22 protein-coding genes are annotated in these 19947 nt (G+C 58.9%); 19 read left to right on the top strand and 3 right to left on the bottom strand.

What is annotated here, in order from left to right:
- Nucleotides 1–471 precede the first annotated feature (471 nt).
- Both IT585_01780 and IT585_01775 read left to right on the top strand, forming a co-directional pair.
- Nucleotides 472–1833: a sigma-54-dependent Fis family transcriptional regulator gene (locus IT585_01780; GenBank protein MCC6961962.1), complete on the top strand. Its 1362-nt coding sequence runs from the start codon at nt 472–474 to the stop codon at nt 1831–1833.
- Nucleotides 1834–2159: 326 nt separating this feature from the next.
- Nucleotides 2160–3425 (top strand): T9SS type A sorting domain-containing protein, encoded by a 1266-nt coding sequence (locus tag IT585_01775; GenBank protein MCC6961961.1) that lies wholly within the window; start codon nt 2160–2162, stop codon nt 3423–3425.
- 1 nt (nt 3426) lies between these two features.
- Here the strand turns inward: IT585_01775 and IT585_01770 are convergent, their stop codons facing one another.
- Nucleotides 3427–3840, bottom strand: coding sequence for a hypothetical protein (locus IT585_01770; GenBank protein MCC6961960.1), 414 nt, complete (start codon nt 3838–3840; stop codon nt 3427–3429).
- 94 nt (nt 3841–3934) lie between these two features.
- Here IT585_01770 and IT585_01765 point away from each other — a divergent pair, with 94 nt between their 5' ends.
- Complete coding sequence (locus IT585_01765; protein MCC6961959.1) at nt 3935–5158, top strand: hypothetical protein; 1224 nt, start codon at nt 3935–3937, stop codon at nt 5156–5158.
- 8 nt (nt 5159–5166) lie between these two features.
- Here IT585_01765 and IT585_01760 read toward each other — a convergent pair whose 3' ends face one another.
- Together IT585_01760 and IT585_01755 are read right to left on the bottom strand one after the other, a co-directional pair.
- Nucleotides 5167–5562 carry a hypothetical protein gene (locus IT585_01760; GenBank protein MCC6961958.1) on the bottom strand — a complete coding sequence of 132 codons (396 nt, stop codon included), beginning with the start codon at nt 5560–5562 and terminating at the stop codon, nt 5167–5169.
- A 109-nt stretch (nt 5563–5671) separates the two neighbouring features.
- The gene (locus tag IT585_01755; protein ID MCC6961957.1) at nt 5672–6052 is read right to left on the bottom strand and encodes a hypothetical protein; all 381 of its coding nucleotides are present in this window, start codon (nt 6050–6052) and stop codon (nt 5672–5674) included.
- Nucleotides 6053–6223: 171 nt separating this feature from the next.
- On the opposite strand from IT585_01755, the gene IT585_01750 reads away from it, so the two are divergent.
- From IT585_01750 to flgF, 16 genes are all read left to right on the top strand, one after another.
- A complete protein-coding gene (locus IT585_01750; protein MCC6961956.1) occupies nt 6224–6733 on the top strand; it encodes a thioredoxin fold domain-containing protein in 510 nt (169 codons plus the stop codon).
- Nucleotides 6734–6845: 112 nt separating this feature from the next.
- Nucleotides 6846–7130 (top strand): GIY-YIG nuclease family protein, encoded by a 285-nt coding sequence (locus IT585_01745; GenBank protein MCC6961955.1) that lies wholly within the window; start codon nt 6846–6848, stop codon nt 7128–7130.
- Between the two features lie 210 nt (nt 7131–7340).
- A complete protein-coding gene (locus IT585_01740) occupies nt 7341–8045 on the top strand; it encodes a methyltransferase domain-containing protein (protein ID MCC6961954.1) in 705 nt (234 codons plus the stop codon).
- 257 nt (nt 8046–8302) lie between these two features.
- Nucleotides 8303–8794, top strand: coding sequence for a helix-turn-helix transcriptional regulator (locus IT585_01735; protein MCC6961953.1), 492 nt, complete (start codon nt 8303–8305; stop codon nt 8792–8794).
- A complete protein-coding gene (locus IT585_01730; protein ID MCC6961952.1) occupies nt 8784–9572 on the top strand; it encodes a hypothetical protein in 789 nt (262 codons plus the stop codon). The genes IT585_01735 and IT585_01730 overlap by 11 nt, the downstream gene beginning before the upstream one ends.
- A gap of 77 nt (nt 9573–9649) precedes the next feature.
- The gene (locus IT585_01725) at nt 9650–10054 is read left to right on the top strand and encodes a hypothetical protein (protein MCC6961951.1); all 405 of its coding nucleotides are present in this window, start codon (nt 9650–9652) and stop codon (nt 10052–10054) included.
- Between the two features lie 109 nt (nt 10055–10163).
- Entirely contained in the window at nt 10164–10667 is a 504-nt protein-coding gene (locus tag IT585_01720; protein ID MCC6961950.1) for a hypothetical protein, read from the top strand.
- Between the two features lie 513 nt (nt 10668–11180).
- Nucleotides 11181–12236, top strand: coding sequence for a hydroxymethylglutaryl-CoA synthase (locus IT585_01715; protein MCC6961949.1), 1056 nt, complete (start codon nt 11181–11183; stop codon nt 12234–12236).
- A 10-nt stretch (nt 12237–12246) separates the two neighbouring features.
- A complete protein-coding gene (locus tag IT585_01710; protein MCC6961948.1) occupies nt 12247–13404 on the top strand; it encodes a thiolase domain-containing protein in 1158 nt (385 codons plus the stop codon).
- Nucleotides 13401–13796 (top strand): Zn-ribbon domain-containing OB-fold protein, encoded by a 396-nt coding sequence (locus IT585_01705; GenBank protein MCC6961947.1) that lies wholly within the window; start codon nt 13401–13403, stop codon nt 13794–13796. Before IT585_01710 ends, IT585_01705 begins: the two co-directional genes overlap by 4 nt.
- Nucleotides 13797–13802: 6 nt before the next feature.
- Complete coding sequence (locus IT585_01700; protein MCC6961946.1) at nt 13803–15410, top strand: methylcrotonoyl-CoA carboxylase; 1608 nt, start codon at nt 13803–13805, stop codon at nt 15408–15410.
- A gap of 73 nt (nt 15411–15483) precedes the next feature.
- On the top strand, nt 15484–16275 hold the full coding sequence (locus tag IT585_01695; GenBank protein ID MCC6961945.1) for an enoyl-CoA hydratase/isomerase family protein: 792 nt from the start codon (nt 15484–15486) through the stop codon (nt 16273–16275).
- Nucleotides 16276–16754: 479 nt separating this feature from the next.
- Entirely contained in the window at nt 16755–18236 is a 1482-nt protein-coding gene (gene accC / locus IT585_01690; protein ID MCC6961944.1) for an acetyl-CoA carboxylase biotin carboxylase subunit, read from the top strand.
- Complete coding sequence (locus tag IT585_01685; GenBank protein MCC6961943.1) at nt 18224–18742, top strand: hypothetical protein; 519 nt, start codon at nt 18224–18226, stop codon at nt 18740–18742. The genes accC and IT585_01685 overlap by 13 nt, the downstream gene beginning before the upstream one ends.
- Nucleotides 18743–18843: 101 nt before the next feature.
- The gene (locus IT585_01680) at nt 18844–19044 is read left to right on the top strand and encodes a hypothetical protein (GenBank protein MCC6961942.1); all 201 of its coding nucleotides are present in this window, start codon (nt 18844–18846) and stop codon (nt 19042–19044) included.
- Between the two features lie 161 nt (nt 19045–19205).
- Nucleotides 19206–19934 (top strand): flagellar basal-body rod protein FlgF, encoded by a 729-nt coding sequence (gene flgF, locus IT585_01675; GenBank protein MCC6961941.1) that lies wholly within the window; start codon nt 19206–19208, stop codon nt 19932–19934.
- Nucleotides 19935–19947 lie beyond the last annotated feature (13 nt).

Raw genomic sequence — 19947 nt, 5'->3', positions numbered from 1 at the left:
GTTGCTTGAACGCTGTCTGTTAGGAGTTGATCACCTCCCTCAGGGAGCGCCCAGACTGGACCGTTGATGGCGCAAGCATAGTGCTTTCCTGACTCGAACTTTGGTATTCGTTGGTCTCAACACCCGAATAGTGGTTTAGAGGAGACTCTGGGGGAGGGTGATCGTAACGGGTACGGCAGGTTCAGGCGAAACCGGGTTAGTAGTCTACGAGCCGTAGAAATTCACCAGTTACGCACTCACTCACCCCGAGGCGTCTCAGACGGTAGTAAGACCTATTGGTTTTTCTGCTGTACACCTTGAGTATAATCTCCTCCCAAACAGGTGTCAATTTGTTTTTTTCGGGGCCGAGAACGGCCACTCATGGTATCGGAAGTTATGGCGCGGCATAAAGGGAAATTGCACGTATCGCCTTGGCATCGGAAAACGATTGTTGCTTGTTTTCCACCACAAAGATAGATAGAATCTGCAGTGATGGCGAGTCTGCGATTATTGATAGTCGATGACGAATCCAATCAGCGCGAGATGCTGGGGGGGTATCTTAAGCGGTTGGGGTACAGCATTCAGACCGCCGAATCGGGGGAAGCGGCGCTTAAACTGCTTGAGTCCAAAGCATTTGAGATCGGGCTCTTTGATATGAAAATGGCGGGAATCAGCGGGCTGGAGTTGTTTCAAAAAGTGCACGCTCAGGACCCGGAGATGCAGGTGATCATGATCACGGCGTTCGGGAACGTTGAATCGGCGGTGGAGGCGATGCGGGCGGGGGTATTTGATTACATCTCCAAGCCGGTCAATTTGGAGGAATTACAGGAATTGATTCGCAAGGCGGGGGAGCGGCACTACCTGCTGGCGGAGAATCGGCGGCTACGGGAACACCTGGAGTCGATCGAGGCCCCGGAAATTGTCGGGGTGTCGGCGAAGATCAAGTCGCTGCTGTCGGAATTGGCGCGGGTGGCGCCGACGGATGCGACGGTGCTGATTACGGGAGAGTCGGGAACAGGGAAGGAGCTTCTGGCGCGGACGATTCATCGCCTCTCGCCGCGGCGGGAAAACCGATTTGTGGCGGTGAGTTGCGCAGCGATTCCGGAGACACTGCTGGAGTCGGAGCTATTGGGTCATGAGAAGGGAGCGTTTACGGGGGCCGAGAAGCGGCGGTTAGGGCGGTTTGAGCTGGCCTCGGGGGGAACGCTGCTTCTGGATGAAATCGGCGAGTTGCCGGTGGCAATCCAGGTGAAGTTGCTGCGGCTATTGGAAGAGCGAAAGTTCGAGCGGCTGGGTGGAGAGGAAGAGGTGACGGCGGATGTGCGGTTGATTGCGGCGACGAATCGGAATTTGCAGGATGAAGTGAAAGCGGGGCGATTCCGCGAGGATTTATTCTTCCGCATCAACGTGGTTCATATCCACATTCCGCCGCTGCGCGAGCGGCGCGAGGATATCATGCCACTGGTGGAACATTTCCTAAAGCTAACCGGTGCGCGGCTGAATCGGCCGATGAAGCGATTGACGCCGGCGGCGAAAGACTTGCTGGTAGGCGCGGAGTGGCCGGGGAATATCCGCGAGCTGGCAAATGTGATTGAGCGGGCGATCGTGCTGGCGCGCGGGGAAGTGCTGGACGTTGACGATTTTCCGCAACTGCGCGATACGGTGAGCGCGGGCGGGACGGGGGCGATTCCGTTGAATCTGACGCTGCGCGACCTGGAGAAGCAGCATATCCTGAACGTGCTGGCGGCGAACGAATACAGCTTGCAGAAGAGCGCCGATGTGCTGGGGATCCACCGCAATACGCTGCGGCAGAAGATGAAAGAGTACGGCATCGAGAAGCCGGACGGCGAGTAGGGCGGGCGTCAGCAGATATTCGCAACAGTGTCAAAAGGCAGCAGGTCACACCCCGCACGGTTGGCTGAGGGTGTTCTTCCTTAGATTTGAGCGTGCGGGCCAAGACCTGCCGCAACGGTGTGGAGGGGTTGGTAGCGGTGGGGACTCAAGAGTGTGTCGAGTTTCGCGTTGGGGAGTGCGTCCGTGAAATTGAGTGACGGGGATGCTGGAAACCCGACCTACTTAGTTAGAGAGAACTGCCGTCCAGAAAGGGTGAATCTTTTCGTCGACTAAATCCGTAGATTTTGCGGGCTGGGCAAGTGGAGAGGTATCGACAAGGAGGAGCCATGAATCCCCGGATGATGATCGGAGCCGCCGTGCTTCTGGCAATGAGTTTTGGCGCAACGTTCGCCGAGGAGTGGACGCGGGTCGGCGAGGTGCCGGCAGGGGAATTCCTGTCATTGTATGCCAGCGACGATCGGCTTTATGCGGGTGGGGCGGGAGTCGTCTACATCTACGACGGCAATAGTCGAAGTTGGACGGCAACCGCGCCGATTTCCGAGACGGCGGATCATGTGGCGGCGATCATTGCGGTCGGCAATCGTTTGTTTGCAGGCGCCTACTACGAAGGTGTGTTTGAATCGACGGACGGTGGCGCGAGCTGGACGCCGCGCAACGGCGGGTTAACGGAGTTGGGCGCGAACGTGCCGAACGAGTTTGCCGTGCGCGGGGACAGCCTGTACATGGCGACCGAGGGCGCGGGAGTGTACGTGCTGAATTTGGCGGGAACCGCGACGTGGACGCCGTATCGGGAGGGGCTGGATTTCGGCGTGGAGTGGAACGTGGCCAGCCTGGTCAACAGTGCCGGGAGATTGATCGCGGGTGCCGGCGCGAACGGCACGATTGCCGCGCGAACGAGCGGAGCGATGGAGTGGCAGAACCACCAGTTTTCCGAATTCAGCGGCACGCCGTTGAAAATGTTGGGCCTGGTTGCGCAGGACGGGACGGTCTACGGCGCAGCATCCGACGGGCTTTACCGCAGCAGCGACAACGGCGAGAAGTGGGAACAGTATTTGACCGGGATTGGCGAGATCGGCAACGCTGCGGTAGCGCGGGGCGCGCATCGAGTTTGCGCGGCGGTCAACAAATTGGGATTGGGAACACGGATCTACCAGTGGACACAAGACACGTGGACGCAGATCGACCAGTTGAACCTGGTCGTGACGTGGGACATGACGATTTTCGGCAATCGTATGTACCTGGGGCGAGCCGACGGCGTCTGGTATACCGATCTTGATGTCACAGACGCGCCGGGCGATGATCCGGTGCTACCACGCGCGATGAGTTTGGAGCAGAATTATCCGAACCCATTCAACCTAAGCACGGCGATCGCTTTCACGACGATAAGGCCGGGAAAGGTGCAGTTGAGCGTGTACAACGTGCTGGGGCAGTTGGTGGCAACGCTGGTTGATCGCGAGGTTGCGGCGGGGACGCACACAGTCGCATGGAACGGATTGAATGCGAATGGGGAAGCGGTGCCATCGGGCATCTATTTCTACCGCCTGACCGCCGACGGCGTCACGCAGACACGCAAAATGGTGGTACTGAAGTAGGCTATTGCCCGATCTTCGGGGGCTTGGTCAGACGCGACTTGACCCAGATATCGCCGAGCAGCAGTTCGGCGATTTCGTTGGCGGCCTCGACCTGGGCGGTCGGAACGAGAATCACGTAGCCGCCACCGCCCGGCGCGTAGCTGCCGTCGCCCATCATGCCGGAAATGCCGAAGTAGCCGGCTTGGGAGATGACCTCGGCCTCGATCCCGTTGTCGCGCAGCCCTTCGGCAACCATCTCGGCGTAGGAATTGGCGGTCAGGATTCCGATCGGCACCCAGCCGGCTTCTTCGAGCGATCTCTCATCGGAGTACTCAACTTCTTCCTCGAACAGCTGTTCGACCAACTCCACATCGCAATCGGGGCAGCGGGTGATCTCAAGATTGTATTCAAAGCGGCACTTGGGGCAGTACGGCATAAATCTTCTCCTTGGGTGGAAGTCACTTCAGCGTATCAGGCACGGAGTATTTTGTCAATATTAAACACGGGAGTAGCTGCGCGCCGGAAAATTGTTGCGGTGGAGGGCGTGGCCAACGCTATTTTACGAAGAAATCCTGATTGCCGGGCCCGGCGTGCGCGCCGGACTGAGGGGAGCATTGCCGATGGACAGCGACATCTACGATGTGCTCAAGACCTGGAGCACCGAAGAGATTCTGCACGTTTGTGCGTTTGAAAAGAGCCAGTATTCGTTTGAAGGTGTGGCTGCACTGGAGCAGCTTCTGCGTGAGCGCGGGGTGGCGGAAGCGGAAGTCGCCGCGTACCGCGCGGCCGGATTAAGGCGGGTCCGCGCGGATGCCGTCTGTCAATCCTGTGATGTCGAGCTGACGCTGGATCGCGGGGACTTGGAGGCGGGGGAATTTACCTGCCCGGAGTGCGGCGAGTCGCAATACGTCAAGTACCCGCGGATGGCGCGATCGACGCCGGAGGGCGAATACGAGGAAGTTGCCGCAGCGGAAGCAGAAGAGACCGACGAGACGGCTACTGGAGGAGAGCCGGCGGCCGGGCTGGAGCCGGCAGAGATCGATATCAAGAAGCATCCCGAAGCGGAGGTCAACGAGTGTGGCAGATGCGGGGCCGACCTGACGGCCATGGAGGTGTACTCGCATCGGGGGCAGTTCTTGTGCGCCGCGTGTTTTGAGAAGGCGGTCAGCGAAGCGCCCGCCGTTGTCCCAGTGGCAGAGGAGGTATCCTCGGACGAGGACACGGAGGCCGAAGCAGAGGAGGCAGAAGTTGACCTCAACGAGACGGCCGAGGCGGAGACGGGAGTCGAGGAGGGGGAGTTGGCCGAAGCCGAAGAGGAGTCAAATGATCAGCCGGCTGAAAGTGCAGTTGATGCAGCGGCCGCGAGCGATCGGGTCGGAATCAGGGGCGGGCTATTGGTCCTGATGGTGAATCTCGTGCTGATTTTCGGCATGCAATTGTTCGAGATGTTGATGCTGAAGATCTACCGGGATGCGACGATGATGGTGTTCGGGCTCGGTCATCTGGCAACAGTCGGATTTCTGATCTGGCAATTGGCGGCCTGCAAGCGCAGCTTCAAGCTGAATTTCTTTCTCTACCTGACGATGCTGGCACTGCTTTTCCTGGCGCTGACGCTGCTGAATCCACCGCTGGACAGCGGTGCGCGGATGCAGGATTATCCGCTGTTTTCGCTGATGCGCCAGATCGTGATCATCATCGTCTGGGCGTTTTATTTCACCAAGTCGGACCGGCCGGAGTTGACGCTGGTGAAGTAGCGGCCGGCTCAGTTGTCCGATTCGACGGTATGGGGCACGTTGTCCTCGTTGGTCCAGCGGACCGTGGAGCCTTGCGCGACGGTGAGGCTGGGCAGCGTGTTGCCGGTGATTTCGACCGCACGGGTTTCGATGGTTCCGGTGGCCGTGACGGTGATAATGCCCGACATGCCGACGCCGCCGGGACCGCCATGGAAGCGGCAATAGTAGCGGACAGTCTTGGCGGCATTAAACGTGTGCTGGTAAGCATCGCCGTTGTTCAGGGTGGGCGAGACGAATTCGCGTGTGCCGCCGCCACCACCGCCGCCACCGTTGCCGGGGTTGGTACCATTGTCGGAGGAGCAGGCGGTAAGTGTCGCTAAAAGGGCGACCAGCACGCCCAGTCGCATCAGGTTTGAGAGTCTCATCTTCTGACCTCGCTTGAGAAGTGAACCGATCAAATTGCGAGATACAGAGACCTATGTAGTCGATTTCCGTACAAGCGAAAGACGGCGGTGTTTTGGTGAGAAGCGGGACTCAGGAGCCGCTGATGGTGACCTCGGGAGTGCGCGGCCAGGTGACCCAGAGGGTGTAGATGCCGAGGGTGGTGCCGAGCGGGAAGTTGATCAGGTTGAGGATCGCGGCGATGATGAGCCAGTTGCGGGCCCAGGGGCGATGGCGCAGCGCGCCGATGCCGCCGATCAGGCTGGGGATGAAAAAAAGGGCGACGAACATGAAGACGAGCAAGCCGACGGCAGTGGTGATCGCGAGCGGGAACCAAACGTCGTCGAGGACGCCCGGCAGTGCGCCGAGCGCGGCGATCAGCAGGCCACCGACCCCGAGGCCGAGGACGGCGAAGCCGGCCCAGACCAGGTGGAGGATGGCGACCAGGCGATAATGATTTTCGTAATCGGTCATTGGTGACTCCGGTTCGATGCAATTTTGGACGTACTCCGGTAGATAAGACTGGTTGGGGACGGAAAATGTTTCAGAGAATGCGCGGTCGGCGCAAAATCGGGGTTGACGTCCATGATGGCCGGGGGTAGTATTAATGGTGGGCGGGCGAGAAAGGGAAGATTCACTTTGGCAATGGGTGGTCGATTGAGGTTTTGCAGCGCTCTGGCAGCGCTGGTCATGTTATCGGTCGGGATGGTCGGCTGCGGCGATGATACCGTAGCGCCGGAGTACCAGTACGGGATTGCGCCGCTGGCCGACACGATTCATTGGCAGTCGACGAGCGTCATCTGGACGGGCGCGAATGCGAAAACGGCATCGATTCTGATCGTCGGCGCCGACTGGTGCGGTTGGTGCGAGAAGTTGCGGGAGGAGACGCTGACCGATCGCAGCGTGATGGGTCTGGTGGAGAAGTATTTCGCGGCGTGCATTATCGACGGCGACAGCGACAGTCTGATCACGGTCGGTGATTCGACGATGAGCTGTCACGATGCTGTGCGCGCGGTATTTGGTGTCAGGGGATATCCGACGACGATTTTTTTCGACAACGACGGCAGCGAACTGCAGAGAGTTCCGGGCTACTACGATGCGGAAAACTACGCGAACCTGCTCTGGCAAGAGGTGGAGCGGGCGCGGGCAAACTGAGTTGAGCGCGAGCGTGGTGGTCAGGGGAGCACAATCGTTGGGTTGGGGCAGAAGGGGCAGCGTTATTATCAAGCGATGTCATCCCCGCGAAGGCGGGGATCCAGGAGGCAATATGAAAGCGGGCTACGTCTACATCCTGGCGTCCAGACGTAATGGGACACTTTATGTCGGTGTAACATCCGACCTCAAGGGGCGAGTGTGGGAGCACAAGACCGACATGGTTGAAGGCTTCACGTCGAAGTATGGCGTACACATGCTGGTTTACTATGAGGTAGCTGGAGACATTCGTAGTGCCATCACGCGGGAAAAGCAGTTGAAGAAGTGGAATCGGGGTTGGAAGCTGAGACTCATCGAAAGTTTCAATCCAACATGGCGGGATCTATATGAAGATTTGTGAAGTGGCGGCGTAAGGGGCTGGATTCCCGCCTCCGCGGGAATGACGAGTGTTATCGCGCGAATGGCGGGGTAGGCGAGCGGAGGGAAAACCGAATTCCAGGCGCTTGGGGCGAGACGGTCAGGTAAGGCACGACTCTGCGGAATTTCGATTGACTATGTCGCTGCGTTAACGTAGACTAATCGAGCGAATAATCCACGATGGAGAAAATGTATGCCCGAGTGGTTTGAAACGATGGCCGATCCGCTGTGGCTTCTTCCGGACGAACAGGGCCAGGAGGAGGCGCAGTTCATCGCGCAGGCGCTGCATTTGCGCAAGGGGCAGGCGGTGCTGGATGCGCCGAGCGGCGCGGGGCGCATTGCGATTCATGTGGCACAGCGCGGCTGCCGGGTCACGCTGCTGGATCTGCGGGCGACGTTCCTGCGGCGGGCGCGGCAGCGGTTTCGGCGCGGGGGACAAGTTGGCCGTTTCGTCAGGGGCGATCTTCGGGAACTGGATTTCGAAGATGAGTTTGACGCGATCTACAATTGGCTCGGGAGTTTCGGGTATTTCCCGGACCGGGAGAATGCCGAGCTGGTGGTGCATTTTGCGCGGGCGCTGCGGAAGGGCGGGCGGCTTTTGATCGCGCAGCCGAACCGGGAATTCATTCTGCGGCATTTCATGCGCAGAATCCCAGCGTACAATTGCATTTCGCACAACAGTTGGGATGCGAAGCGCAAGCGGGTGATTTCGCGGCGTTACGTGGACGGCGTGTACGACCCGAAGAATATTTCCTCAATGCGGTTGTACTCACCGGGAGAGATGATGCGGCTATATCGGAGCGCCGGGCTGCGGCTGGAGGCGATCTACGGATCGCTGGAGGGGGATGCCTACTGCAAGGCGAGCCGGCAGATGTATGTGGTGGGGAGGAAGGGGTAGCCTGACGCTACTTCTTCAGGATTGTCAAGTATTCCGTAAAGGCGAAAAGCCGGTTGCGCTTGTAACCAGTCATTTCACGCAGGATCTGCAGCGCGACGAAGTCACGAATCAAATCGGACGCAACTTCGATCGAGTGTTCAGTTCCTTGTTCTCTGTAAAGCCTCAAAAGTAGAATATAGACTCTCATCTTTTACTTTCGGTGGAAGGGGGGACGGCTGAGGAACGACACGGTAGGAGCTGGGTTTGCCGGCCCGGATATGTTGCGGCTACTGTCGAAGGGTAGGCAGACCCGACCCCTACGGAAGTGCAGAGGCGAAATTGGCTCGTTACGGTCAGCCTTGGACTTTTTTCTTGACATATATCCGTTACGGATATATGTTGCCGGCGTGAAGAGAGACAAGGTCAACACGCCGCTCACGCCGGCGGTGCTGCATATCCTGCTGGCGCTGTCGGCCAGAGAGCGCCACGGGTACGGGATCATGAAGCAGGTCGCTTCCGATTCGCAGGGAAAAGTCAAAATGGGTCCAGGAACGCTCTACGGCTCGATCGGTAGAATGCTTGAGGCGGGGCTGATCGCCGAGAGCGACAAGAAGGTCGATCCCGAACTGGACGATGAACGCCGCGTCTACTACAAGATCACCGGGCTCGGACGCAAGACGCTCGCCGCCGAACTGGAGCGCTACCGCGAGGTTGTCTCGGTGGCCAAGTTGAAAGGGCTTTCGCCGGATGCATCGGCCTATGGCTTCTGAAAAATCGATCCAGCGTTGGCGGCGGCGGTATGCGCGCCTGATCCGGCTCTATCCGACGCCGTACCACCAACGGTTCGGCGAAGGGATGCAGCAGACGTTTTGCGACCTTTGTCGGGAGCGCGTTGCGTCGCGCCGAGGGTTGCTCGGGATTATCCTCTGGATATTTGCTGAAACATCGATAGGAATCATCAGGGAGAACTGGACGTCGGTCATTATGAAGAAAAACATCATTCGCATTGCGATGGGGGCGGCGCTGATACTGCTGATACCGCTGGTGATGACGATCATCGACAGGAACAAGGCGGAGGGTGACGGTTGGCACTGGTCGGTGGGGGATTTCATTTTCGGCTACCTCATGCTGTTTGGATTCGGGGTGGCGTACGAGATGGTGGCGCGGCGGTCGAGCGATACCAAGTACAAGGTCGCGGTGGGAATCGCGGTCGTCGCCACGTTTTTACTGCTGTGGGTCAATGCCGCGGTGGGGATCATCGGGGATGACCATCCGATCAACATGCTGTACGTGCTGATCTTCGCAATCGGATTTTTCGGCGCGATCATTTCCCGATTGCAGCCGCAGGGGATGGCGCGGACGTTAATTGTGATGGCGGTCGTGCAGATGGTGATTCCGGTGGTTGCGCTCTTATTTGCGCCGAAAGAGGTCTACGACAACCCGCCGGGATTGATCGGGGTGTTTGTGCTCAATGCGGTGTTTGCGATGTTGTTTGTCGGATCGGCGTTGTTGTTCCGGCAGGCGGCGGCCGAGCGCGAGGGGGCGTGAAAACTGATTGACGGGGGAGAGAAGGGGGGGTAGGTTGTAGATCGCTCGAATAGAACCTCAGTCAAAAGGAGTGTGAAATGGGAGGAGCCGGCTTTGCTCTCTTCATTCTGGGCCTGCTGATCTACATAATCTACAAGTCCATAACCGGCTATCGCGAAAGACGACGGGGGACGCGACCGGCGCCGGTCACGACCGAGAAGATCAAGAAGATGATGAAGCAGCTACCGAAGCATCTGCGCACGCCAGCGGCTGTGGTCCGATCAACCTATGATCTCTTCGGCGGCAGCACAATTCGCTTCAGCTATCGACCCGGCGATCCGCCCGGAGAGGAAGATCCCATTCCGACAACGATTCGCATCATCATTGACGAAAAGCTCTGCTTGTATTTTTATAAAGACGATTCAAGTGCGGTGCAGTGGGTCTACGACGGCTTTGAGGCGGGAGACTACACGAATGATTTTCGCGATGAAATGGTCAGATAGCGCGAGCTTGAAGGGCAATGAAAACTGATTGACGGGGGAGAGAAAGGGGAGTAGGTTGTAGATGGAAGGGGGCGAGTGGGGGAAGGCAAAGGTAGAGGTGGAGTGAATCGTGTTCGCAAGCATGCAAATTCCAGTCACATTGCGGCCAAGCCGTACGCGTACCGCCCTCTTGTTTTGCGGCTCACTGATGTTTGTCATCCTCGGTGTGTGGATGGTTCGTGAAGGCTTGGTAGTGGGATACCTCAGTATCGGTTTCTTCGGCCTCGGCTTAATAGCATTTGGACTCAATTTTCACCCAAGAGCAGCGTATTTGCATCTCTCCGAGGATGGATTCACTTATTGCCGGGGGTTTCTTCGTCACACTCATGGATGGTCAGACATCCAGGAATTCGGCGTTGTCATTTTCAAATTCAATCGGATAGTAGCTTGGAATTTCGCACCTGATTATCCGGCGAGCCGAGGCGGGCGGGCATTCTCGAGGTGGATTGCTGATTTCGAAGCAGCGTTGCCAGACACCTACGGTATGAAAGCAGAGTATCTGGCGGAGTTGATGGAACGTCTGCGTTTGAGGTATTCCGCCGCGCCTCGAGCCGGTAGCCCACCCGGAGCGTAGTCGATCTTTGCGTTGTCACATTGAGAGCGCTGCGGTGTGATCAAACCCCGATTGACTTGCGATCGTTGAGCGAAGGGTGGGAAGGGCAGCGTCGTCAATGTGGCCCCACCCTGCGCTTGTGATGCGAGAAGAAGCAGTGCCTCGTTTAGCGTGTCTGCATCATCGGCTGGAGTTGACAGGTCATGCATCGCTTCGGGTGGGCTACCGGATGCGTTATGGCGGCGGGCCACATCCCGCATGTTTGACTACACACGTGCTTCCTTGGATTTCGTCGTGCGGGACAAGACCTGCCGCAACGGTGTTCGCGGTGGTGTTGGTGTAGTCGGAGTCGGGCAGCCTCTTCCTTTCCCCTTGACTATCAGAGCGAAAAAGGTAAGATTAGCGTTTTCGCCCAAGACTGGCGTAGAATTATCATCACGGCGGGGGCGGTGTCAGTGAGGGAGAACGCGCGTATGGAATCGAACGCTCATTTTGGAATTGAACGCTTATTATTATAGATCATCGAGGTAACCTATGTCCCGAAAAGTCGGCATTGTTGGTTACGGAGCCCACATCCCGCGGTATCGCATCAAGGTCGAGGAAATCGCCAAGACCTGGGGCGCGGATGCTCCGTCGTACAAAAAGGGTCTCGAGTTGTGGGAGAAATCTGTCCCACCACCCGACCAGGATACGATCACGCTGTCGGTGGAAGCTGCCAAGCGTGCATTGAAGCGCGCCGGTATCGCCGGCAAGCAGATCGGTTGCATGTATATCGGCTCGGAGTCGCATCCGTACGCCGTGAAACCCTCCGGAACGGTGGTGGCCGAGGCGATCGGCGCGGTGCCGTTCTGCCGCGTGGCGGATTTTGAATTCGCCTGCAAAGCGGGCACCGAGGGCATGTTCGTGGCGATGACGCTGGTGAAGGCCGGGGAAATCGAGTACGGCATGGGGATCGCGGCGGATACCTCGCAGGGCGCGCCGGGCGATGCGCTCGAATATTCGGCGGGCGCGGGCGCAGCGGCGTTTGTGTTTGGCGCGAATAATCTGGTCGCCGAGTGCGAGTTTACGACCTCATATATGACCGACACGCCGGATTTCTGGCGGCGCGAGCATGAGTTTTATCCGCAGCACGGCGGCCGCTTTACAGGCGAGCCGGCATACTTCAAGCACACGCAGGGCGCGGCGCTCGACTTGTTGAAGAAGTCGGGGATGAAGCCGGGCGATTTCCAGTGGGCGGTGTTTCACCAGCCGAACGGGAAGTTCCCGCACCGCGTGGGGCAGATGCTGGGATTCAAGAAAGAGCAAATGGAGACGGGCCGCTTGACGCCGCGTCTCGGCAATACCTATTCCGGCGCATCGCCGATCGGCTTGACCGCGATTTTGGATCACGCCAAGCCGGGCGACAAGATTTTCATGGTGTCCTACGGTTCCGGAGCGGGCTCGGACGGCTTCATCTGGAACGTGACCGACCGCATCAAGGAAGTGCAGGATATCACGACCAAGACGTTTACGCTTCTCGACGAGAAGAAGTACTACGTCGATTACGGCACCTACGCCAAGTTCCGGCGGAAAATCTTGAAGAACGCTTAGGAGTGAGATCATGAGAGATGTAGCAATCATCGGCGTAGGGCTGCAGAAGTGGGGAGAGTTGTGGGAGAAATCCTTCCGCGATCTCTTCGTCGAAGCGGCGCTGAACGCATTAGCAGAAACCAAGGTCGACAAGCTCGACCACATGTATATCGGCTGTATGTCGGGCGGGTTGTTCGTCGGGCAGGAACATATCGGCGCGATCATGGCCGACTATCTGGGGCAGCGCTATCTCGGCGCGACGCGGGTCGAGTCGGCGTGCGCCTCCGGCGGCGCGGCGTTGCGCGCGGGATTCATCGACGTGGCCTCCGGTATGAGCGATATCGTGCTGGTGGGCGGTGTCGAGAAGATGACGGATGTCTCCGGCGACGGCGCGACCTACGCGCTGGCGACGGCGGCGGATCAGGAATATGAAGTCTACAACGGCGCGACGTTCCCGGGGTTGTATGCCCTGATGGCGCGCGCGTACATGGAGAAATTCGGCGCGACGCGCGACCAGTTGTCGGCGGTGCCGGTGAAGAATCACGAGAATGGGTTGAACAATCCGAATGCGCAGTATCAGATGAAGATCTCCGTCGACGACGTCAACAAGTCGGTGATGGTGGCTGATCCGCTGCGGATTCTCGACTGCTCGCCGATCACCGACGGCGCGGCGGCGCTGATTCTGTGTCCGCTGGAGATGGCGAAGAAGCTATCAGACAAACCGGCGATTAAGATCATCGGTTCGGCGATGGCCTCGGATACGATCGCGCTGCACGATCGGCGCGACTTCACGACGCTCGATGCGGTGAAGATGTCGTCGATGGCAGCGCTGAAGATGGCGGGGAAGGCCGTGCACGATGTCAACGTGACGGAAGTGCACGATTGCTTCTCGATCGCGGAGATCATCGTGTCGGAGTCGCTCGGGTTCTTTGCCTGCGGCAAGGGCGCAGCAGCGGCAGCCAACGGCGAGACGCGGATCGATGGGAAGTTTCCGATCAATCCGTCGGGCGGCTTGAAGTCGAAGGGGCATCCGGTCGGAGCAACCGGTGTGGCCCAGGCGATTGAGATAACCTATCAGCTTCGGGGAGAAGCCGGCAAGCGGCAGGTGAAGAATGCGCGGGTCGGCATGACGCAGAATATGGGCGGCTCGGGCGGCAGCTCGGTTGTGCATGTGATGGAGGTGGCCTGATGTTTCCGGCGAGATATCATCGAGAGATGCCGCATCGCTATCGAATGGAAGCGAGCAAGTGCAAGAAATGCGGCGCGGTGTATTTTCCGCACCGGCTGATCTGCCGGGAGTGCAAGGGGCGCGAATTTGAAACAATTACTTTATCTGAGCGCGGTAAGTTATTGAGTTACACGGTAATACATACACCGGCGAGCCAGTTCAAGGACATCGCGCCGTATGCGCTCGGAATTTTGGAGACGAAGGAAGGTGCGAAGCTCACCGCGCAGATTGTAGATCTGCCTTACGAGGAAATCCGGACCGGCATGGAGCTGCAGATTGAGTTCCGGCGGGTCCAGACCGACGGCCACGAAGGCGTGCTGGCCTACGGATACAAACTCGTACCGGTGATGTAGGATTCGATGTATCGGATCGAATCGAAGATCGACACCAAAGCGCCCGAGTACAGACAGAACTATGAAGACAACAAGCGGCTGCTGGAGGAACTCCGCGGCCGCTTAGAGAGAGTGCGTCAGGGCGGGCCGCCGCAGGCTGTGGAACGCCATAAGGCTCGCGGCAAGATGACGGTGCGCGAGCGGTTGGCGAAATTGTTCGACGACAACACGCCGTTTGTCGAACTCTCGCCGCTGGCGGCGTACGATATGTATGACAACGAGGCGCCGGCGGCCGGCATGGTGACCGGTATCGGTGTCGTGCATGGTCGGGAAGTGGTTGTCGTGGCCAACGACGCCACAGTCAAGGGCGGCACCTATTTTCCCATCACGATCAAGAAGCACGTGCGGGCGCAGGATGTGGCGCGCAAGCATCATCTGCCGTGTATCTACCTGGTGGATTCGGGGGGAATTTTCCTGCCGGAGCAATCGGGGACGTTTCCCGATCGCGATCATTTCGGAAAGATATTCTATAATCAGGCGACGCTGTCGGCGCTGCGGATTCCGCAGATTGCCTGCGTGCTGGGCTCGTGCACGGCGGGGGGCGCATATGTGCCGGCGATGTCGGACGAGGCGATCATCGTGCGCAAGCAGGGGACAATCTTCATCGGGGGACCGCCGCTGGTGAAGGCGGCGACCGGTGAGGAAGTCTCGGATGAGGATCTCGGCGGCGCGGATGTGCATTGCCGAATCTCCGGAGTGGCGGATCATTACGCGCAGAACGACGAGCATGCGATTCAGATTTGCCGCAACATCGTGGAGACGCTGGACCGGTCGAAGAAGTTCCAGTTGGATCGCGCCGAGACCGAAGAGCCGCAGTACGATCCGGATGAGTTGTACGGGATCGTGCCGACCGACTTGAAGAAGCCGTTTGATGTGAAGGAAGTAATCGCGCGGCTGGTGGACGGGAGCCGGTTCCAGGAGTTCAAGGCGCTGTATGGAATCACGCTGGTGTGCGGATTTGCGCGGATTCATGGGTACCCGGTGGGGATTCTGGCGAACAACGGGGTATTGTTCAGCGAATCGTCGCTCAAAGGCGCGCACTTTATCGAATTGTGCGCGCTGCGGAAGATACCCTTGGTCTTCCTGCAGAATATCACGGGATTTATCGTCGGCAAGAAGTACGAGCATGGCGGGATCGCGCGCGACGGTGCGAAACTTGTGCACGCGGTCGCGAACGCGCAGGTGCCGAAGTTCACGGTGATCGTGGGTGGATCGTACGGCGCGGGGAACTACGCGATGTGCGGGCGCGGGTATGATCCGAATTTCCTCTGGATGTGGCCGAACGGCAAGATTTGTGTGATGGGCGGGGAACAGGCGGCGGACGTGTTGTGGACGGTCAAGAAGGCGCAGTTGGCTAAGAAGGGGGTGGCGATTACGCCGGAGATGGAAGCGGAATTCAAGAAGCCGACACTGGAGAAGTACGAGCGGGAGTCCTCGGCGTATTACTCGACCGCGCGGATTTGGGATGACGGGATTATCGATCCGATTAAGACGCGGGAGCTTCTGGCGCTGGCGATCGCGGCGTCGCTGAATGTGCCGATCGCCGAGCACAATTTTGGAGTGTTTAGAATGTAGCAGCCTCTCCGCGGCTCCTCTCCCGAACAGGGGCGGGGCATGCGAAGAGGGTGTGACTTTTGCAGAGGCAGATATGAACGGAAGCAGGACAGTCCGCGTCGAGACCGTCGGACCGATCGGCAAGGTGGTTTTCTGCCGGCCGGAAGTACACAACGCGTTTAACGCGCAAGTGATCGATGAGATGACGTTTGCGTTCAAGCGGCTGAAGACCGACCAGGATGTGCGGGTGGTGGTCTTGACGGGCGAGGGAAAATCGTTTTGCGCCGGCGCCGATTTGAACTGGATGCGGTCGGTGAAGGATGCGGCGTACGAGGACAATCTCGACGAAGCGCGGCGACTGGCGGAATTGTTTTACGATATCTATTCGTTTCCGAAGCCGGTGATCGGGCGGATCAACGGCGCGGCGATCGGCGGTGGGACGGGATTTGTCGCGGTGACCGATATCGCGGTGGCGGCGGCGAGCGCGGTGTTCTCGTTCAGCGAGGTGAAGATCGGCGTGGTGCCGGCGTGCATCTCGCCGTACGTGATCAAGCGGGTCGGCGAGGGACGGGCGCGGGAATTTTTCCTTACCGGCGACCGACTGTCGGCCGAGCGCGCGCTGGAGGCGGGGCTGGTCAATCGCGCCGTGCCGGATGATCTATTGGACGCGACGGTGACGGGGATCGTGCAGCAGTTGCTGTCGTCGGGGCCGGAAGCGATCAAGGTGTGCAAGAGCCTGTTGCAGAATGTGCCGGAACAGACGGTGGATGAATTCAAGGAATACACGGCGCGGGTCATCGCCGATTTGCGGCAGTCGCCGGAAGGGCAGGAGGGGATGGACGCGTTTTTGAATAAGCGGAAGCCGAAGTGGGTGATTGAGGAGTAGGGAGAGGGCGCTCGCTCCGCAGGAAATGCACCCTCACCCCCGGCCCCTCTCCCAGGAGGAGAGGGGAGGAACAGGCGTCGCGCGGGATTGCGTGGAGCGATAGCGAAAGCCCACCGCAAGGCTTCGTGCCTCGGCAGGAATTGCACCCTTACCCCCGGCCCCTCTTCCAGGCGGAGAGGGGAGAAACGGGCGTCGTGCGGGATTGCGTGGAGCGATAGCGAGAGCCCACCGCAAAGCTTCGTGCCTCGGCAGGAAATGCACCCTCACCCCCGGCCCCTCTCCCAGGGGGAGAGGGGAGAAACGGGCGTCGTGCGGGATTGCGTGGAGCGATAGCGAAAGCGCAGCGCAAGGGCTCGTGCCTCGGAACCCACCGCAATCCCTCGTTCCTCGGGACGGTACGCAGGCGGTGGGGCACCGGCGGGGGACTTACTGGTGGGGGGGTAGTGGTGAAGATTTGTTGATTTCTGATAGAAGGGCAAATGCTGAAGAAAATCCTCGTCGCGAATCGCGGCGAAATTGCGCTGCGGATCATGCGGGCGGCGCGCGAGATGAACATTCCCACCGTCTCCGTTTATTCGGAGGCGGATAGCGACGCGCTGCACGTTCGCCGGGCGCAGGAGGCGGTACTACTGGGTCCGCCGCCGGCGTCCGAGAGTTACCTGGCGATTGACAAGATCATTGCGGCAGCGAAAAAGACGCGCTGCGATGCTGTCCATCCGGGTTACGGATTTCTGGCGGAGAATGCCGAGTTCGCGCAGGCGGTGCAGAATGCCGGGCTAACTTTCATTGGGCCGCAGCCACGGGCGATTCGAGCGCTGGGGAATAAGCTTGGCGCGCGTTCGATGATGTCGAAGGCGAACGTGCCGACCGTGCCGGGGGGCGAGATCAAATCGGGGACGATCGAAGATTTCAAGAAGCTGGCGAATTCAATTGGTTATCCGGTCTTAGTCAAAGCGGCCGCTGGCGGAGGCGGCAAGGGGATGCGCATAGTCAACGACGAGTCGCATCTGCAGGACGCAGTCGAGGCGGCGCAGCGCGAAGCGAAGTCGGCATTCGGCGACGCGACGGTTTATCTGGAGAAGTACCTGGCGCGGCCGCGGCATATTGAGGTGCAGGTGATCGCCGACCAGTTCGGGCATACGGTGCACCTGTTCGAACGCGAGTGTTCGATTCAACGACGGCATCAGAAGATTATAGAAGAGACACCGTCGACAGCACTCACGCCGGAATTGCGGAAGAAGATGGGGGAGGCAGCGGTGGCGGCGGCGAAGGCCGCGAGCTACATCTCGGCCGGGACGGTGGAATTCCTGCTCGACAACGGCAATTTCTATTTCCTCGAAGTCAACACACGCATCCAGGTGGAGCATCCGATCACGGAGATGGTGACCGGCATCGACCTAGTCAAGGAGCAATTTCGGATTGCTTCGGGGGAGAAACTCTCGTTCACGCAGGAGGATGTCAAGGTGCGCGGTCATGCGACCGAGTGCCGCATTTACGCGGAAGATCCAGCCACGGGATTTCTGCCGTCGCCGGGGAAGATCGTGTATTTGAGCGAGCCGAGCGGCGCGAATCTGCGGATCGACAGCGGTGTCTACTCCGGCTGCGACGTGCCGATCTTCTACGATCCGATTTTGTCGAAAGTGATTACCTACGGGCGCAATCGCGAGGAATCGACCGATCGGATGGTACTGGCGCTAAAAGATTATCGCCTGATCGGAATTAAGAACAACGTGCGTTTCCTGATTGCCTGCTTGAACCATCCCGAGTATCGCGCAGGGAATATCTTCACGGGCTTCATTGACCAGCATTTCCCGGAATGGTCGGAGCCGGAGCCGCGTCGCGAATTTGATGTTGCGGTGGCAGGTGCGGTGCTGGCCGCGATGCACCGGCCGGCCGCGGCTGACGCGACGACGCAGGAATCGGTATCGCCGTGGCAAACGCTGGGCGGATGGGAGCTGTGATGGATCTGAAGTTTCTTGTGGGCGAACAGTCGATCGAACTCAAAGCGGAGCGAAACGGCGAGCGGTTGCTTCTGTCAACGGCCGGGGAGCGGCGCGAGCTGACGGTGACGGAGTGCGGTCACTGTGAGTACCTGCTGCGCGTTGGCGAACAGGTGCACCGGGTGGTGGCAGTGAAGAACGGCAGCGCTATCCATGTGTTGACCGATAACGAAAGCTACCGCTTCGAACTTCCCGCCGGCAAGGATGGCGACGGTTTCGGCGCGGAGCATGGCGATCACGGCGACAAGTCGAAGATCGCGGCGCCGATGCCGGGCAAGGTGGTCAAGGTGTTGGTCAAGCCGGGGGACAAGGTTGCGCCGAAGCAGAAGCTGGTGATCGTCGAGGCGATGAAGATGGAGAATCCGCTGATCGCGCCATTTGCGGCGGAGGTCAAGGCAGTAAATTGTGCCGACGGGGAGCTGGTGGATTCCGACCGCGTCTTAATTGAGTTGGCGAAGCTCGAATAGCACGTTAACCTACAAATCCCTTGAGATTTCCCGCTATCTTGTAAGGAATGCTGGGCGGCCTGCCGATAACCTAAATGGACAGGTATAGGAGCAAGGCTGCGATGCGCGAGAATCGTACAATCACCAAGTGCAAGTACACGGACGTCTGCTATTTGGCGGAAGCGCTTCAATGCTATGGGTATAAGCTTGATTGCATCCTTTACACCAAGTCCAACGGCAAGCCGGTAACGCCCGAAGAATTCCACTCCGCGATCAACGAACTGATCGACAAGACCAAGGCCGAAGACCTGCACAAGCTTTAGGAAGCTTCCGCCGCCCGCAGCGGAAGAGTTTTCTCTCCAGCTAGTCTCACTTCAGATTTTCCTACCAAGGCACAGTCGCGCAAACCCTATTCGCACAAAGCCTTAGCAGTTGTCTGCGAGAGTTGGCAGACCGCTTGCAATGCCTGCAGCGGAGAATTGCCATGCTGAAAGGAATCTACAACACCGCCGCTTCGATGGTCCCTCGGCTGCGCAAGCAAGAGGTGATCGCGAACAATCTGGCCAATGCCGAGACAGCGGGCTACAAGAAGGATTCACTGTTTCTGCGGGTCTTCAAGAAGGAGCAGGGAATTTCGGCCAAGCTGATTCAGCCGTCCTGGGAGGTACGCATGATTGACAAGATTTATACCGATTACAGCGGCGGCGCGCTGGAAGCGACGGGCTGCGATCTCGACCTGGCGCTGCAGAGCGACGGGTTTTTCGCGGTGCTGACCCCCAATGGCGAGGCGTACACGCGCAACGGCGCGTTCACACTCGGCGCCGACGGCACGCTGACGAGTTCCGACGGTTACCCGGTGCTGGGCGACGGCGGCCCGATCGTGCTGACGCAGGACAAGGTAGCGGTCGGCAATGACGGACAATTGATGGTGGACGGGCAGACGATCGGCAAGCTGCGGATCGTGGATTTTGAGGATCCGCTGCAGTTGCAGAAGACCTCGGGCACGCTGTACACGACCGACGGCGCGACGACGCCGATCACGCCGGCAAACGTCAACGTGCGCCAGGGTTACCTGGAACGCTCGAATGTGGACATCCTGAAGGAGATGGTCGACATGATCGACACTTACCGGATGTTCGAGACGGGCCAGAAGATGATACAGATTCAAGACGATACGCTCGGCAAAGCGGTAAGCGAATTGCCACGCGTGTAGAGGAGTGAAGGCA

Source organism: Candidatus Zixiibacteriota bacterium (assembly GCA_020853795.1).
In the GTDB taxonomy this organism is placed as follows: Bacteria; Zixibacteria; MSB-5A5; order CAIYYT01; family CAIYYT01; genus JADJGC01.
Note: the sequence above shows the minus strand (reverse complement) of the source record. Positions and strands in the feature narration are given on the sequence as shown.

Bases quoted from the DNA above. Each gene is read 5' to 3' on its own strand.
- IT585_01755 (MCC6961957.1), bottom strand. From the start codon at position 6,052: ATGACCGATTACGAAAATCATTATCGCCTGGTCGCCATCCTCCACCTG.
- IT585_01685 (MCC6961943.1), top strand. From the start codon at position 18,224: ATGGGAGCTGTGATGGATCTGAAGTTTCTTGTGGGCGAACAGTCGATC.
- IT585_01725 (MCC6961951.1), top strand. From the start codon at position 9,650: ATGGGAGGAGCCGGCTTTGCTCTCTTCATTCTGGGCCTGCTGATCTAC.
- IT585_01715 (MCC6961949.1), top strand. From the start codon at position 11,181: ATGTCCCGAAAAGTCGGCATTGTTGGTTACGGAGCCCACATCCCGCGG.
- IT585_01760 (MCC6961958.1), bottom strand. From the start codon at position 5,562: ATGAGACTCTCAAACCTGATGCGACTGGGCGTGCTGGTCGCCCTTTTA.
- IT585_01730 (MCC6961952.1), top strand. From the start codon at position 8,784: ATGGCTTCTGAAAAATCGATCCAGCGTTGGCGGCGGCGGTATGCGCGC.
- IT585_01680 (MCC6961942.1), top strand. From the start codon at position 18,844: ATGCGCGAGAATCGTACAATCACCAAGTGCAAGTACACGGACGTCTGC.
- IT585_01745 (MCC6961955.1), top strand. From the start codon at position 6,846: ATGAAAGCGGGCTACGTCTACATCCTGGCGTCCAGACGTAATGGGACA.
- IT585_01780 (MCC6961962.1), top strand. From the start codon at position 472: ATGGCGAGTCTGCGATTATTGATAGTCGATGACGAATCCAATCAGCGC.
- IT585_01775 (MCC6961961.1), top strand. From the start codon at position 2,160: ATGAATCCCCGGATGATGATCGGAGCCGCCGTGCTTCTGGCAATGAGT.
- IT585_01695 (MCC6961945.1), top strand. From the start codon at position 15,484: ATGAACGGAAGCAGGACAGTCCGCGTCGAGACCGTCGGACCGATCGGC.
- IT585_01750 (MCC6961956.1), top strand. From the start codon at position 6,224: ATGGGTGGTCGATTGAGGTTTTGCAGCGCTCTGGCAGCGCTGGTCATG.
- IT585_01770 (MCC6961960.1), bottom strand. From the start codon at position 3,840: ATGCCGTACTGCCCCAAGTGCCGCTTTGAATACAATCTTGAGATCACC.
- IT585_01740 (MCC6961954.1), top strand. From the start codon at position 7,341: ATGCCCGAGTGGTTTGAAACGATGGCCGATCCGCTGTGGCTTCTTCCG.
- IT585_01710 (MCC6961948.1), top strand. From the start codon at position 12,247: ATGAGAGATGTAGCAATCATCGGCGTAGGGCTGCAGAAGTGGGGAGAG.
- IT585_01735 (MCC6961953.1), top strand. From the start codon at position 8,303: ATGTTGCGGCTACTGTCGAAGGGTAGGCAGACCCGACCCCTACGGAAG.
- accC (MCC6961944.1), top strand. From the start codon at position 16,755: ATGCTGAAGAAAATCCTCGTCGCGAATCGCGGCGAAATTGCGCTGCGG.
- flgF (MCC6961941.1), top strand. From the start codon at position 19,206: ATGCTGAAAGGAATCTACAACACCGCCGCTTCGATGGTCCCTCGGCTG.
- IT585_01700 (MCC6961946.1), top strand. From the start codon at position 13,803: ATGTATCGGATCGAATCGAAGATCGACACCAAAGCGCCCGAGTACAGA.